A 15,147-nucleotide genomic window follows, 5' to 3' on the forward strand; every position below is an offset into this window, starting at 1 on the left:
ACTTCATGCTCCGTCAGGTCGACAGCGAGGAGTGGTCGCACCGCACCGCGATCCTCACTCATTGATTGGTCCCCCCACTGCTTGTCCGGAGCGGTGACAGCGTGAAGTTAGCTGTGTAGATTTCAGCCGTCGTGAAGATGCACAACCTGCTCGGACCTCACAGGTGCTCGACCTCAGGAGGGCTCCATGCGACGGCGTGTTCTCGGGTTTGCGACAGCGGTGGTGACGGTCGCCGGTGCGGCCGGATGCGGGTCCTCCTCGGAAAGCGCGGGCGGGACGACGCAGGTCAAGGTCGGCATCATCCCGATAGTCGACGTGGCACCGCTGTATCTGGGGCAGAAGCAGGGCTTCTTCAGCGATCGCGGCATCGAGTTGACGATGGTGAGTGCCCAGGGCGGGGCCGCGATCATTCCGGGTGTGGTGAGCGGTCAGTTCCAGTTCGGGTTCAGCAACACCACGTCGCTGATGATCGCCCAGACCAAGTCCGTACCGGTCAAGTCCGTCGCGAACGGGGCCGCCAGCAACGGCGACACCGCGACCGACGTCACCGGGATCGCGGTCAAGAAGGACAGCTCGATCAAGTCCGCCAAGGACCTCGCGGGGCACACGGTGGCGGTCAACACCCTCAAGAACATCGGGGACACGACCGTGCGCGAGTCGGTCCGCAAGGCCGGCGGCGACCCCGCGAAGGTCGAGTTCGTGGAGATCCCGTTCGACCAGATGCCGGCCGCGCTGGACGACGGCCGGGTCGACGCCGCCTGGATGGGTGAACCGGCGCAGACGATCGCCAAGGCGCAGGGCGCCCGCGTCGTGGCGTGCCCGTTCGCCGAGACCGACCCGAAGCTCACCGTGGCGACCTACTTCACCTCGACCAAGCTGACCAAGGAGAACCCCGACCTGGTGAAGAAGTTCACCGAGGCGATGAACGAGTCGCTGGAGTACGCCTCCGCGCACCCGGACGAGGCACGCCAGATCCTCACCACCTACACCAAGATCGACGGAGAGGTGCTGGAGAAGCTCACGTTGCCGAGCTGGCCGACGCAGGTCGACATGGACTCCCTGGAGAAGCTGGCCGCACTCGGCGAGACGGACGGCCTCTTCGGCGACAAGAAGCCCGATCTGGACGCCCTGTTCTCGTAAGCGGGCCAGGCGTCAGCGCCAGGTCCACACCTGGTTGACGCTGCCCGCGCATCCGAAGCCCTGGACGATCTGGCCGTCCTTCCCGGAAGTGGCGGCGTCCGCGTCCAGGCAGAAGCCGTCGGGGACGCTGACCAGGGTCTGGCCGCCGGACGCGCCGGAGCCCAGTGTCCACCGCTGCGCGGGGAGTCCGGCGCATGTCCTGCCGTAGATCCGCTGGCCGTTCTGGCCGAGGGTGCCCGCGTCGGCATCCAGGCAGCGGTGCGTCCCCGTGTTGACCACGACGTACCGGGACTTCTGGCCGGGCACGGGGTACAGAGCCCACCGCTGGCGGGCCGCGCCCGTGCACGTCCACACCTGAATGGTCTCGTTCACCTGGCTCGCGGTGGTGGGGTCGGCGTCGAGGCACCGGTCGACGGAGACGGCGTCGACGCTCTCGGTCACCGTGACCGTACCGGTCCGCAGTGGCCCGCGCGGCTGGCCGTACAGGGACTTCTTGGTCTCCGCCCCGACCCTCCCATCGATGACGAGCCCGGCCTCGGTCTGGAAGACCTTCACCGCGGCCAGGGTGCTCGCCCCGAACCGTCCGTCGGCGGTGACGTCCAGGCCGTAGCCCCGTAGGAGCAGTTGGAGGGCGGTGACGCAGTTCCCGTCGTCCCCCGAGGTGAGCGCGGAGGGGCAGGCGGCCGACCGGATGTCCAGCTTCGAAGGGTCCTTCGCGGTGGAGGAGCTCGGGGACGTGTCCACGGCCTGGTCCTGCGTCGCGTCCGCGCTGGTGGGGGCAGACACGGACGGGCCGGTCGGTGTGGCGCCGGGTGCCGGGGCGTAGTCCGTCACGGTGGCGGTGGACCCATGCAGGGGCTCCGCCGACGCGTCGCCGCCCTGGTCCCGCAGCGCCATCGCGGTACCGCCGACGACCAGGGCGATGACCGCGGCGGCGGCGCTCAGCGCGATCCTTCGTCTGCGGGGAGAGGGCGAGGCCGTGCCAGGGGCGGCCGGCTGCGGCGCGTGCTCTTCCGACGGACCAGGTGCGTCGTCCTTCGCGCGCCGGAGAGCAGGCCGTCCGAGGCCGGCCAACGCGCTGCGTGAGGCAGCGCGTCGAGGGCTGCCGGCGGGTTCGGACAGTTGGTGGCCGATGGCCGTCCTGAACACCGTCTCCGGCGTCGGACGCAGTTCGGGATCCTTGACCAGACACGAACGGATGAAGGCGGCCAGCTCCGCGTCGACGGCCTCCACCTCGTCGAGGACGCCCTCCTTCGGGTCCTCGAACGCGACCCGGTGCAGGATGTCGACGCCCGTGCCGTCACCGAACGGCGCCTTGCCCGCCAGGGCGAAGGTGAGCGCCGAGGCCAGTGAGAAGACGTCGGACGCGGCCGTCACCTCCTTGCCCCTGACCTGCTCCGGGGACATGAAGGCGGGCGTGCCCACGTTCTGGCCGGTGGTGGTGATCTGCGTGGCGCCGACGGCCTGAACGACGCCGAAGTCGATGACCCGGGCGCCGTCGGACGCCAGGATCACATTGGACGGCTTGAGATCCCGGTGCACGATCCCCGCACGCCAGATGGCTTCGATGGCCCGCCCCAGGTCGGCCGCCAGCCGCCAGGCGGCCTCCGCGCCGATCGGCCCGCGCGCCTCGACGGCCTCGGTGAGGGTGGGGCCCGGTATGTACTCGGTGGCCACCCACAGCAGGTCCCCGTCGCTGCCGCTGCCCAACAGGCCGACGGTGTGCGCGCCCTTGACCCGGTCCAGGGCGCCGACCTCCCGCTCGAAACGCTTGCGGAACTGCGGATCCTCCGCGTACTCGGGCCGGATCACCTTCACGGCGGCGAGGCCGCCCCCGGCCTGGGCGTTGCGGCCCAGGTAGACCCTGCCCATGCCACCGCTGCCGAGCACCGACATCAGGATGTACGGGCCGACTCGTCCGGGGTCGCTGCCGCGGAGCGGAACCTCGGCTGGGGGTTCCATGCCGACAGCCGCGTAAGCCAACGCATTGGACCGGCTGAGATTGTGGTCAGGCATGAATTCCCGGTCTCTCGCGTGGCGCAGATGAGCGTGAGATTAGCGCAACAGAAGTCCAGGTCTGTCGATTTGAGTTATGTTCTGGCCAAAGATGCCCGCTGCTCGGGCCTGTTGACCGTGACTTGTGCCGGGCAGCGGTCAGGAACGCGCCGTGAAGAGGCCGTGAAAGCCGAGCGGGACGATGTGCGGGGCCTGCGCCCGCGCCAGCACCTCCAGCGTCCGGGCGTCCAGCACCAGCAGGGACGAGGCCTGCGCCGCGGAGTCGAGGACGACCGACAACAGCACGCCGTCGTCCTCGGCGTCGGCGTCCGGGGCCGGGACGAAGACCGGCTCGCCCGGGTAGCAGTCCTCCTCGCACCAGGTCAGGGTCCCGCCGGTCACCATGTCGACCTTGACGAGCTGGTTGACGAAGTCGTCGTCGCGTCCGTCGCGGGCGCTCACTCCGTAGGCGAAGCGGTAGGCACGCCCGTTGTGCCGCGCGTAGTCGAAGCGCGGCAGGTCCATCGACTCCTCCGCCAGCCGTTCGCCGGCGACGCGCCCGCTGCGCACACCGATCCGGAAGCGGGTGGGGTAGGCGACCGGGACGCCCTGTCCCGCGCGCAGCCGGTCCAGATAGAGGGCGCCGATCACCGAGGCGTCGTCGTAGGCGCACAGGTCGAGCACCAGGTCCCCGTCGGCCCCCTCCTCCTCGTAAGCGTTGATGTGGTGGAACGCGAAGCACGCCTCGGCCTCGTACACCCCGACGACCCCGCCGTCGCGCTGGTCGAAGACGATGAAGCGGGTGCCGTTCTCGGGCTGCCAGCGGTAGTTCTCGATGAACGGACGGCCGCTCAGGACCAGGCTCAGCGGGTTCACGGTGAGCGGGAATTCGGCCAGGACGACGTACCGGCCGGTGATGGCGAAACTGTGCATGTACCCGGGGCGGTCCACCGGGTACCGGCCGACCAGCTCACGCCTCGTGCCCGACGGCCGCTGCCGGTAGAGGCGGTACTCGCTGCGCCGCGCGAAGTACGTCAGGTAGTTCACCAGGTCGCCGGTGGCGGGGTCCTGGTGTGGATGGGCGGTGGTGAGCTGGCCCGCCAGAGCGTCCTCGTAGCCGACGACGCCGGCGGTCGCGAGCGTCTCGGGATCGAACTGCACCGGCAGCGGCGTCTCCGTGAGGGCCACGAACCGTTCGCCGAAACGGCCCACGCTGACATTGGTGTTGGACACGGGGCGGCGGTTGAAGACGCTGAAGAATCGGCCGAAGAGGGAGCGGCAGGGGTCGGTGGCGAACTCCGGGTACGCGATCCTGCCCGACTCGCGTACGGCCAGGTCGCTGGCCGAGTCCACGAACCTGTTGGTGTAAGAGACGTGGCCGTCGCCGAAGGCGAAGCGATGCAGCATCGCCTGCCCGTCGAACCAGTGCCGGAAGGCCTTGCCGTCCGCCCCGTTTCCCGCCTCGAAACGGGCCGGGCCGTTGCGGAGCAGACTCCCCTGGAGCCAGCCCGGCAGTTCGCCCTTGACCGGTAGCTCCCGGTCGGTGACCTGCGCGTCGAGCGTTTGGAACCCGGCCGTGTAGCCCTTCTTCGTGCTCATGTGCCCCACCCCACATGCACACCGCGGACGTTCGCATCCGTCCTTCAATCAACCCAGTCGGACGCGAACTGTCAAGGCCCGCTTGTGCGTTGGGCGAACGACGAGGGAGCCCGTGCTCCGGTCGCCGCCCGGGTCAGGACCGCGCCCTCCTCCCGTCGCCCCGGCCGCCCGGCCCGGTCCCTTCATCGCCGTCCAGTTTGGACTTCCAGTCCCGGAAGCCCTCCTCTGTACGCCCGCGCCGCCAGTAGCCGGAGACGGACACCTGATCGCGCGACAGGCCCCGCTCGGTGAGCAGATGGGGCCGCAGCCCGTGCATGACCTCGTGCGCCTCGCCGTGCACGAAGGCGTGCACCCGGCCGGGCAGCCACTCCAGCTTCCGTACGGCGGTTTCGAGCGCGTTGTCCGGATCGCCATCCTGGCGATGGACGTACACGACCTCGGCGTTGTCCGGGAGGCGGAAGGTGATTTCGTGGGTGGGCGAGTCGACCAGGGCCACGACCCGGGCCACCGCCTCGGCGGGCAGTACCTCCAGAGCGGCCGTGATCGCCGGGAGGGCGGACTCGTCGCCCACCAGCAGATGCCAGTCGGCGGTGAGATCGGGGTGGTAGCCGCCGCCGGGGCCGTTGGCCAGCAGCAGGTCGCCCGGTGCCGCCGCGGCCGCCCAGGGGCCGGCGACCCCTTCGTCGCCGTGGATCACGAAGTCGATGGCCAGCGTCCCTGACGCGACGTCCGGGAAGAGTGCGGTGTAGGTGCGGACGGTGGGCAGCTGCTCGGGCGGCAGTACGCGGCGCAGGGCGCGCATGTCGAGCGGCTCCGGGTAGCTGACCCCGTCCTTGGGAAACACGAGCTTGACGTAGCGGTCCGTGTGCACACTGTCGGCGAAGGCCGAGAGATCCTCGCTGTGGAACCACAGCCTGCGCAGGCTCGGTGTCAGCATCTCGGCTTTTGTCACGGTCAATTGGGTCGTCACCAGGGTGACCCTCTCAGCCCGGCGGCGCTGGAACAACGCCGCCGGGGAGAACTTATGGTTGCGGGCCGCGAGCCCGCCCGCAGGCCGGGAGGCTACGGCCGCGCCAAGTGCCGCATCGTCAGCGCCAGTTGGAGCCTCAGCCGCCCCTGCGGGGTGCGCACCGGCCAGCCCACAAGATGTTCGGCGTGCGTCAGCCGGTCCTGGAGCGTGGAGTGGTGGACGTTGATCTCGGCGGCGGCCGCGCGCAGGCTCGCCGTCGACGCGACGGCGTTGAGCGTGGCGAGCAGCCACGGCGTACTCACGGCGGCCGCCTCGACGGCGTGCACGTCCGGCGGTGGCTCGGCACCCGGCACGACGAGGTCGGCGAGGAGGGCGACGCCGCCGAGCTCGTCGGCGTACACGACCCGTTGGCCGGGGTCCTGCGCGGTGCCGTCGGCGGTGAAGCGGAGGGCGGTGCGTGCGGCGGTCCAGGACCGTGGCAGGTCGAGCACGGGGACGGCAGGGCCGACGCCGACCCGGCCGGTCGGAAGTTCCGCGTCCGTGCCGGTCCGTCCGGTGTCCGCGGGGACGAGCAGCGGCCGTCCGTCGTGCGGGGCGAGGACACGCGCCCGTGCGGCCGGATCCAGGCCCAGGCCACGGGCCGCGTGCAGCCGGGCCCGCTCCGGAGCGGTGGCGTCCAGAACGGCCTCGACCAGCGCGGGATCGTCGGAGGGAGCCCGGCCACGGGTGCGGTCGAGGACGATCCGTACGGCGCCGGCGGCCCGCTCCAGGATCACCGCGTCGACCACACTCGGCTCGGCCCCGGCCCGCTCGAGCCACAGGGCCGGGGCGCCCTCCGGGACGAGCGCGGCGGACGGCCAGCCCGGATCCGGCGGAAGCTCCGAGTCCCGGCGCACCCCGTCGGCCTCGACCCGAACACGCACCTGCCGGTCCCCGTCGACCAACCGGGCCGGAACCCCGGCCAGTACGGCGGCCCCGCGCACCAGCGCCTCCAGACCGGCCCGGGACTCGGCCAGTCGATCGAAGTAGGCGATGACCCGGACGGCGGCGCCGGCATCCGGATCCAGCGCGGTCAGGCGCCCGGCCAGCTCTTTCATACGCCCATGGTGCGGCATGCGGCCGGTTTGGAGGAGGCCTGTGCGGTGATCCGCGCCGCGCTCCTCGACGCGGGCCCGCTGATCTCTGGGCGGGGGAGTGCCGCTTGCCGGTGGGGCTGGGGCTGGGGCTGGGGCTGCGCGGCGGTGCGTGCCGGTTGCTGTCGGGGCCGTCTCGCGGGGCCCGTCCCTGAAGACGCTCCCGCCTCCAAGTCTCCGGCCGTCGTACCGCACGCGGACCGAGCCATGAACTGCCCCGCCGACCGGTGACCGCCGCCCACCGCCCGAACTCCGAACCGCCCGATCGCCTATCCGGCCAGAAGCCTCCGCAGCCAGTCCACATGCGCGGCCCGTGCCGACTGCGAAAGCGCCGCCTGCGGAGCGAAGCCGTCGAAACCATGGAAGCCACCGGGCCACACATGCAGTTCCGCCACCCCACCGGACTGCCAGATCCGGGACGCGTAGGCGACGGCCTCGTCCCGGAAGGTCTCGGCGGAGCCGACGTCGATGAAGGCCGGGGGCAGCCCCGTCAGGTCGTCCGCACGGGCCGGCGCCGCATACGTCGGCACGTCGGGGCCGCCCCGGAGCTCGCCCAACAGGGCGGTCCAGCCGGTCTCGTTGGCGGTGCGGTCCCACACGCCAAGGCCCGCCATCTGGTGGGAGGAGGGGGTGTCGTTGCGGTCGTCCAGCATTGGGCACATCAGGACCTGGCCCACCGGGCGCGGTCCCTTGCGGTCCCGGAGGAGCAGCGCGAGCCCCGCCGCCAGACCGCCGCCGGCGCTCGCACCCGCGATGACGATCCGCTCGGCGTCGCCGCCGATCTCCTCCGCGTGCTCCGCCGTCCACAGCAGACCGGCGTACACGTCCTCGACCGGAGCCGGGTGCGGATGCTCGGGCGCCAGCCGGTACTCCACGGAGACCACGACCGCGTCCAGTTCCCGCGCCCACGCCAGGGGCACGTCCACCCCCACCCGGTTGTTGCCGATGACCATGCCACCGCCGTGCACGTGATAGACGACGGGCAACGGGCCCTCGGTCGCCGGGGCGACGGGACGGCAGATCAGCAGCGAGATGTCCGGCGCACCCTCCGGCCCTGCCACCACCCGGTCCTCGACGTCGAAGACCCCGCCCATGGTGAGGTCCAGGTCGGCCAGCATCTGAATCCCCGCACCCTCGCGGATGACGTCGATCTCGTCCATCGTGAAACCGGGCGAGATCACGTCCTTGATCAGCTCCAGGGCGGCGGCGAGTTCGGGGTCGAACGGGGGTGGGATCTGCGTCATGGCTGCTCCTTGGGCGGGGCGCGGCGGCTCGTAGGCACATGATCCGCGTACCCACGCCGACCCGGGTGCCGCCGTCCGGCGGAACCTGCCCGCCGTCCGGCGGGTGGCAGCGCGGCGAACCTGTGTTTACGCGCCCTCGTCGCCGTCGCCGTCGACTTCGTCATCGGCCGCCGTTCACGAGCCTGCGGGCATCGAGGACTCAGGAGTCGGAGACGGAGCACGTCGGCCGCACTTGACTTCGAGAGCGCTCGAACATCTAGCGTCACAAGGGACGTGGAGGGTTCGGGCGAACGGAGACAGACATGCGGGTGGGCGTGCACATCAACCGGTTCGACCATCCCGGGGGCGGTGCCGTTCTCGGCGCCGAGCTGGCCGCCGCCGGGGCCGCGGCGGAGGAGGCCGGGCTGAGCTGGATCTCGGTCATGGACCACTACTTCCAGATGGAGTTCAACGGCGGCGCCGAGGATCCGATGCTGGAGGCGTACACGACCCTGGGCTACCTCGCGGGCCGTACGTCCACGGTCCAGCTCGGTGCGCTGGTGACCGGGGTGACGTACCGCCACCCCGGACTGCTCGCCAAGATCGCCACCACGTTGGACGTGGTGTCCGGCGGCCGGGCCACCCTCGGCATCGGGGCCGCTTGGTACGACCGGGAGCACGAGGGCCTCGGCGTGCCGTTCCCGCCGGTCGCGGAGCGCTTCGAGCGCCTGGAGGAGACTCTGCGGATCTGCCGGCAGATGTGGGACCCGGACGACAACGGGCCCTTCGAGGGCAAGCACTACCGGCTCGCCGAGACCCTGTGCGTACCGCCGCCGGTGAGCTCACCGCACCCCGAGATCATGATCGGGGGTGGCGGGGAGCGGAAGACCCTTCGCCTGGTCGCCCAGTACGCGGACGCCTGCAACCTGATCGCCCAGTCCCCGGAGGAGATCAGGCACAAGCTCGACGTCCTGCGCGGCCACTGCGACACCGTAGGGCGTGACTACGACGGGATCCGCAGGACGATCGCCTACACGGGCGAGCCCGCCACCGAGGGCGACCTCGACGCCTTCACCCGGGACATCACGGGCTACACGAAGCTCGGCATCGACACCGTGATCCTGGCCCCGCGCGTGGGCGCGCCGGCGGAGTGGATCGAGCGGTTCGCGGCGCCGGCCGTCGAGCGGCTGGCCGGGCTCGACTGACGACGGACTGACGCCGGAAGGGGCCGGGGGTCGCCCGAGCGACTCCGGCCCCTTTCTGATGGTTCGCGTTCCTGATGGTTCGCGCAGGTCAGGCGGCAGCGGCCTCGCCGGCGTGACCGTGCAGGCGGGCCACGACCTCGGTCAGCTGGGCGGCGACCTCGGCGTCGTCGGCCGGGTGGGTCTCGGCGAAGCGGACCACGGAGCCGGGGATGGACAGCTTGATGTCCTCGATCACCTTGCCGCCGGCGATGCCCACGGCCTTGCGGGTCTCGTCCTGCGCCCAGACGCCGCCGAACTGGCCGTACGCGGTGCCGACCACGGCGACGGGCTTGCCACCGAAGGCGCCGGCGCCGAACGGGCGGGACAGCCAGTCGATCGCGTTCTTCAGAACGGCCGGGATGGTGCCGTTGTACTCGGGGGAGAAGAACAGGAAGGCGTCGGAGGCGGAGGCGGCCTCCCGCAGGCGGGCCGCGGCGGCCGGGACACTGCCCTCGACGTCGATGTCCTCGTTGTAGAACGGGATCTCGGCGAGGCCCTCGAACAGCTCCACGTCGGTGCCCTCGGGAGCGAACTTGACGGCCGCCTCGGCGAGCTGGCGGTTGTGCGAACCGGCGCGAAGGCTGCCGACGAGCGCGAGGATGCGAACAGACATGCGAACTCCTGGGGTGCTGAAACAATGCGTTAACAATCCGGACCGGGGTCCGTTTATTGTTGTACCAGCCTAACCGGACCGCGGTCCACTTTCTTCCCGATGCTTTACGCTGTGTTCATGCCCGCCGGTCTGCCGCCCTTGCCGATGCCTCAAGACCCCTTCGACGGCCCCGAGTTGCTCGCACTCGGCTCCGCTGCTGATGAGCCGTGCCTGCGCGCCGACGCCGCGCGCAACCGGGCCCGACTCCTGGAGGCGGCCGCCCGCCTGGTGCGGGAGCACGGCGCGGCGCACCTCACGATGGAGGCGGTCGCCGCGGCGGCCTGCGTGGGAAAAGGGACCGTCTTTCGTCGCTTCGGCGACCGCATCGGTCTGCTGTCGGCGCTGCTCGACCACTCGGAGACGAAGTTCCAGGCCGCTTTCCTCAGCGGCCCGCCGCCGCTGGGGCCGGGAGCGTCGCCCGTGGAGCGGCTGCACGCCTTCGGCCTCGCGTCACTGCGCCGGACCGTCGAGGAGCTGGAGCTGCAACTGGCCGCCGAAGCGAGCCCGGACCGCCGCTTCTTCTCGCCGCCGCTCAGGGTTCGCCACAGCCACGTCGTCATGCTGCTGCGCCAGGCCGTCCCGGACGCCGACTGCGAACTCCTCGCCCACACACTGACCGCGCAGCTCAGTCCCGCTCTCATCAATCATCTGACCAGGCAGTGCGGGCTGCCTGTGGAGCGGCTGGAGACGGGCTGGCAGGACCTGGTCGCGCGGGTGACCCGTACCGAGCCGCTCCGGTGAGTTCCGCTCAGTGGTGGGCGGCGAACATGTCGAGCAGGCCCTGCGGCGCGTCGTCGCGGAACAGCATGAGGCCCATCCGAGCCGACTCGGCCGCGGTGGCCTCGCTGCGCGGGAAGAGCTTCTCCTCGTAGGCGGCGAGGGCGGCCTCGATGTCGCCCGGGTGTGCGGCGAGGGCCAGGCCCAGTTCGGAGCCGTCGAGCATCGCGAGGTTGGCGCCCTCGCCCGCGAACGGTGACATCAGATGGGCGGCGTCACCCAGCAGCGTGACGCCCGGGACACGGTCCCAGCGGTGACCGACCGGCAGAGCGTGGATCTGCCGGGGCACCACATCGCCGTCGGCGTCGGTGACCAGCGCCAGCAGGCTCTTGTCCCAGTCGGCGAAGTGCTCCAGGACATACGCCTTGGCCGCCTCGGTGTCGCCGAAGTCGGTGCCGTCGACCCAGCCCTCGTCGACCACGAGCCCGGCGTACACATGCAGGCTGCCATCGGTCTCGCGGTGGGCGAGGAAGCCCCTGCCGGCACCGAGCGCGAAAAGCATGCCGCCACCTACGATCTCGGCGCTCACGGGGTGCCGTACATCGGCCTCCAGCAGGTCCAGCTCGGCGAACGAGACGCCGGTGTACGCGGGCTCGGCATCGGAGACCAGCGGGCGGATCCGCGACCACGCACCGTCGGCGCCGATCAACAGGTCCGTGGTGAAGGCGGCACCGTCCGCGAGGCTCACCTCGTGCCGGCCGCCGCCCAGCGGTCGGGCGCCGGTGACCTTGGCGCCCCAGCGCACGGTCCCCTCCGGGAGCGAGCCGAGAAGGAGGTCGCGCAGGTCGCCGCGGTCGATCTCGGGGCGCCCGCCGTCACCATCGTCGGCCTCCTCCATGAGGACCGCGGCGTCCTGGTCGAGGATCCGCATCGCCTGGCCGCCCTCATGGATGAGCGCCAGGAACTCCTCGTGCAGACCCGCCGCGCGCAGGGCCTCCTGCCCCGACTCGTCATGGATGTCGAGCATGCCGCCCTGGGTGCGGGCGGCGGGCGAGGCGTCCAGATCGAAGACGGCCGCCTCGATGCCGTTCACGTGCAGGACACGCGCGAGGGTGAGACCGCCGAGGCCGCCGCCGACGACGGCGACGGGGTGGTGGGTGGTGACGGGCTGGTGGTTGGTCATGTGGGTGGTCATGGCGGATCTCCTTGCATTGAGTGAAGTCAGTGAAGTCAGTCGGGTACGGCCGTCCGCTCGATGCCGTTGATCAGCGCCTGGAACCCCCACGACAGGCGTGCTTCCGGGGTTCCCGACAGCAGTTGGCCGACGAGCGTGGCGATGTTCGGGTGGGTTTCCTCGGACGCGGTGTGCAGCGCGCGGGTCACGGCGTCCCAGTCCTGCTGGGCCGTGGGGGACTGGTCGTGCGTGGTGTGTTCGGCGGCCGTCGCGGTGGCGTGCTGGAGCAGCAGGTCCACCCCCCACGCGGCCTGCGCGGGTGGGATGCCCCCTGCGGCGAGCAGGGTCAGCAGCGTCTCGATCAGGTTCAGGTAGTGCGGGCCGCTCGGCCGGGCCGACAGCGCGGCGCGGGCGAGGCTCGGGTGCTCGAAGAGCATCGCGGTGTACGCGGTCAACACCTGCTCCAGCCGCTCTCGCCAGGAGCCCTTGTCCGGGGCCGGCCCGATCGTGCCCAGCAACTCGTCCAGGACGGCCGAGTGCAACTCCGCGGTGTTGCGGACGTAGACGTACAGCGAGGCCGGACCGGTGTCGAGTTCCTGCGCCAGGCGCCGCATGGTGACCTTCTCCAGGCCTTCGGCGCGCAGGAGCTCGACGGCGGCGGCGACGATGCCCTCCCTGGAAAGGGCGGGCTTGGCAGGGCGCTCGCGGCGGCTGCGGGGGGTGTCGGGGCGGGCTGTCATGTTTCGACTGTAACGAACATGTTCGCTACGAACAAGTTCGGGACGAACGTGTTCGTTACGATGGCGTTCGTTACGACGGTGGTTCGGAGCGACCGTGCTCGTGGCGAACGGCTTCGTGGTGAACGCCGTCGTAACGAACGGCTTCGTGGCGAACGAGCTCGTAAAGGGCCCTCTCCCTGCGGACTTCACCGCGAACTTCCCCCGCCCGGAGCCTCGCTCACAGCTTCTGCAAAGATGCCGTACGTCATGGTGCAGATACCGAACACGCCCGCGCCGCCGTCGTCGCCCGCACCGCGCTCCGTTCCCACGAGTGCCGATGTGGCCCGCCTGGCCGGCGTCTCACGCGCGACCGTCTCCTACGTCCTCAACAACACCAGCGCCGTGCGGATCAGTGAGCCCACGCGTCGCCGGGTCCACGAGGCAGCCAAGGAACTCGGGTACGTGCCGCACGCAGCGGCCCGAAGTCTGCGCGCCGGACACAGCCGTATGGTGCTGATGCCCGCGCCGACCTTCCCGGTGGGTCCTCTCTACAGCCAGTTCATCAACGAGCTCCAGTGGGAGCTGAGCCGCCTCGACTACACCGTCGTCCAGTACGGCACCGTCGGCCTCTACGGTGACGACGCCGCCCGGGCCTGGGCCGAGCTGCGGCCGGTCGCCGTCCTGGTGCCCGGCTCCGGACTCGGACCGGAGGGCGTGGCGGTCCTCAAGCGCTCCGGCGCGCGGGCCGTGGTCACCCTCGGTACCGAGACCGTCGAGGGCGCGCACGCCCTGCTCATGGACCACGAACGCGTCGGACACAGCGCCGGCGCGCACCTGTACGCCCGCGGTCGGCGCCGTATCGGCGTCGTCGTCCCCGGCGAACCCGGTCTGGAGGTCTTCGCCAAGCCCCGCCTCGAAGGGGTGCGCCGCGCTCTGCACGGCACGGACGCCGCGGTGACCGAGCTGCCCCTCGCCTACGAGGAGGAGGCCGCCGCCCGTCTCGCCGCACGCTGGCCCGAACTCGGCCTCGACGCCGTGTTCGCGTACAACGACGAGTACGCGATGCTGCTGATGCGCGCCCTCCAGGACGAGGGCGTGGACATTCCGGGGGGCACGGCCGTGATCGGGGCGGACGACCTGATGCTCGGCCGTCTGCTGCGACCCCAGCTCAGCACGGTCCACATCGACCTGCCGTCCGGCCGTGACCTGGCCGAACTCGTCGACCGGGCGGTGCGCAACCCCGGCGTCGCGCCCGAGACGCACAAGGTTCTCGGTGCCACGGTGGTGCACCGCGACTCCAGCTGAGTCACACTCCACCTGAAGAGGGGAGACGTGCCATGCGCGCGACGGTCGGCATCATCGGCGGCGGCCCCGCCGGACTGCTCCTCGCCCGGCTGCTGCACCGCACGGGCATCGACTGCGTCGTCCTGGAGCTGAGGACCCGGGAGTACGTCGAGCAGCGCCAGCGCGCCGGAATGCTGGAGCAGGGCACGGTCGACGCCCTGCATGAGTGCGGCGCCGCCGACCGCCTCGACGCCGAGGGCCTGACCCACCACGGCATCGAACTGCGGTTCGCCCGCGAACGGCACCACATCGACTTCCCGGTCCTCACCGGCGGCCGCACCGTCACCATCTACGCCCAGACCGAGATCGTGAAGGACCTCGTAGCGCTCCAACTGGCCGAAGGGCCACCGCTGTTGTTCGAGGCGGAGGCCCTCGCCATCGAGAAGCCGGAGAGCGACGAGCCCGTCGTACGGTTCGTGCACGAAGGCCGCGAACAGACGCTGACCTGCGACTGGGTGGTGGGCTGCGACGGCTTCCACGGCATCGCCCGCGACACGATCCCGGCCGCCGAGAGCCGGACGTACGAGCACGAGTACCCGTACTCCTGGCTCGGGATCCTCGCCGAAGTGCCGCCGTCCTGCGAGGAGTTGATCTACGCGCGCGGTGAGCGCGGCTTCGCCCTGCACAGCATGCGCTCCCCGTCCGTCTCCCGCCTGTACCTCCAGGTGCCGAACGACGCCGATCTCGACGACTGGCCCGACGACCGCATCTGGGCCGAACTCGCCGCCCGCTTCGCGATCGACGCCGACTGGACCCTCGAAACCGGCCCGATCACCGCCAAGTCCGTGACCCCGATGCGCAGTTACGTCCACGAGCCGATGCGCCACGGCCGACTGCTGCTCGCCGGGGACGCCGCCCACATCGTGCCGCCGACCGGCGCCAAGGGCCTCAACCTCGCCGTCTCCGACGTCCGCGTGCTCGCCCGCGCCTTCGCCGAACTGCACAGCACCGGATCCACGCGACTCCTCGACACCTACTCGCGGTCGTGTCTGGAACGCGTGTGGCAGGCGACACGCTTCTCGTACGACATGACTACGATGTTGCACGCTCAACCAAACGGGGATGCGTTCGACGACCGGATGCAGCTCGCACGGCTGCGCCGGATCACCGCATCCCGCCACGCGGCCGCCGAACTGGCGGCCAACTACACGGGACTTCCGCTCGTGCCATGAGGGTCGTGCCGCAAGGCTCGTGCCACATGGCTCGCGTCATGAGTCCCGCCGGTGACCGATCGGAG

The 15,147-nt window shown here is 70.9% G+C and carries 13 protein-coding genes; 5 read left to right on the forward strand and 8 right to left on the reverse strand.

Annotated features, from left to right (window positions below):
• Nucleotides 1-186: 186 nt before the first annotated feature.
• Nucleotides 187-1,140: an ABC transporter substrate-binding protein gene (locus tag AC5DRG_RS46885; RefSeq protein ID WP_491806414.1), complete on the forward strand. Its 954-nt coding sequence runs from the start codon at nucleotides 187-189 to the stop codon at nucleotides 1,138-1,140.
• A gap of 12 nt (nucleotides 1,141-1,152) precedes the next feature.
• Here AC5DRG_RS46885 and AC5DRG_RS46890 read toward each other — a convergent pair whose 3' ends face one another.
• The 5 genes from AC5DRG_RS46890 to AC5DRG_RS46910 all read right to left on the reverse strand — a co-directional run bounded on the left by AC5DRG_RS46890 (nucleotide 1,153) and on the right by AC5DRG_RS46910 (nucleotide 8,081).
• Nucleotides 1,153-3,102: a protein kinase domain-containing protein gene (locus AC5DRG_RS46890; protein WP_491806415.1), complete on the reverse strand. Its 1,950-nt coding sequence runs from the start codon at nucleotides 3,100-3,102 to the stop codon at nucleotides 1,153-1,155.
• A 192-nt stretch (nucleotides 3,103-3,294) separates the two neighbouring features.
• Entirely contained in the window at nucleotides 3,295-4,734 is a 1,440-nt protein-coding gene (locus AC5DRG_RS46895; RefSeq protein ID WP_491806416.1) for a carotenoid oxygenase family protein, read from the reverse strand.
• A gap of 133 nt (nucleotides 4,735-4,867) precedes the next feature.
• Nucleotides 4,868-5,704, reverse strand: a complete 837-nt coding sequence (locus tag AC5DRG_RS46900) for a siderophore-interacting protein (protein WP_491806417.1) — start codon at nucleotides 5,702-5,704, stop codon at nucleotides 4,868-4,870.
• A 92-nt stretch (nucleotides 5,705-5,796) separates the two neighbouring features.
• Nucleotides 5,797-6,801 (reverse strand): helix-turn-helix domain-containing protein, encoded by a 1,005-nt coding sequence (locus AC5DRG_RS46905; RefSeq protein ID WP_491806418.1) that lies wholly within the window; start codon nucleotides 6,799-6,801, stop codon nucleotides 5,797-5,799.
• A gap of 305 nt (nucleotides 6,802-7,106) precedes the next feature.
• A complete protein-coding gene (locus AC5DRG_RS46910; protein ID WP_491806419.1) occupies nucleotides 7,107-8,081 on the reverse strand; it encodes an alpha/beta hydrolase in 975 nt (324 codons plus the stop codon).
• Nucleotides 8,082-8,383: 302 nt separating this feature from the next.
• Here AC5DRG_RS46910 and AC5DRG_RS46915 point away from each other — a divergent pair, with 302 nt between their 5' ends.
• On the forward strand, nucleotides 8,384-9,265 hold the full coding sequence (locus tag AC5DRG_RS46915) for an LLM class F420-dependent oxidoreductase (RefSeq protein WP_491806420.1): 882 nt from the start codon (nucleotides 8,384-8,386) through the stop codon (nucleotides 9,263-9,265).
• A gap of 88 nt (nucleotides 9,266-9,353) precedes the next feature.
• On the opposite strand, the gene AC5DRG_RS46920 is transcribed toward AC5DRG_RS46915, so the two are convergent.
• On the reverse strand, nucleotides 9,354-9,917 hold the full coding sequence (locus AC5DRG_RS46920; protein ID WP_491806421.1) for an NAD(P)H-dependent oxidoreductase: 564 nt from the start codon (nucleotides 9,915-9,917) through the stop codon (nucleotides 9,354-9,356).
• A gap of 117 nt (nucleotides 9,918-10,034) precedes the next feature.
• On the opposite strand from AC5DRG_RS46920, the gene AC5DRG_RS46925 reads away from it, so the two are divergent.
• Nucleotides 10,035-10,697 (forward strand): TetR/AcrR family transcriptional regulator, encoded by a 663-nt coding sequence (locus tag AC5DRG_RS46925; RefSeq protein WP_491806422.1) that lies wholly within the window; start codon nucleotides 10,035-10,037, stop codon nucleotides 10,695-10,697.
• A 7-nt stretch (nucleotides 10,698-10,704) separates the two neighbouring features.
• Here AC5DRG_RS46925 and AC5DRG_RS46930 read toward each other — a convergent pair whose 3' ends face one another.
• Together AC5DRG_RS46930 and AC5DRG_RS46935 are read right to left on the reverse strand one after the other, a co-directional pair.
• On the reverse strand, nucleotides 10,705-11,868 hold the full coding sequence (locus AC5DRG_RS46930) for an FAD-dependent oxidoreductase (protein WP_491806423.1): 1,164 nt from the start codon (nucleotides 11,866-11,868) through the stop codon (nucleotides 10,705-10,707).
• Between the two features lie 35 nt (nucleotides 11,869-11,903).
• Entirely contained in the window at nucleotides 11,904-12,587 is a 684-nt protein-coding gene (locus AC5DRG_RS46935; RefSeq protein WP_491806424.1) for a TetR/AcrR family transcriptional regulator, read from the reverse strand.
• 234 nt (nucleotides 12,588-12,821) lie between these two features.
• On the opposite strand from AC5DRG_RS46935, the gene AC5DRG_RS46940 reads away from it, so the two are divergent.
• Nucleotides 12,822-13,871, forward strand: coding sequence for a LacI family DNA-binding transcriptional regulator (locus AC5DRG_RS46940; RefSeq protein ID WP_491806425.1), 1,050 nt, complete (start codon nucleotides 12,822-12,824; stop codon nucleotides 13,869-13,871).
• Between the two features lie 32 nt (nucleotides 13,872-13,903).
• Complete coding sequence (locus AC5DRG_RS46945) at nucleotides 13,904-15,082, forward strand: 4-hydroxybenzoate 3-monooxygenase (protein ID WP_491806426.1); 1,179 nt, start codon at nucleotides 13,904-13,906, stop codon at nucleotides 15,080-15,082.
• The last annotated feature ends 65 nt before the right edge of the window (nucleotides 15,083-15,147 follow it).

It is taken from the genome of Streptomyces sp. JLBG701, from assembly GCF_058544905.1.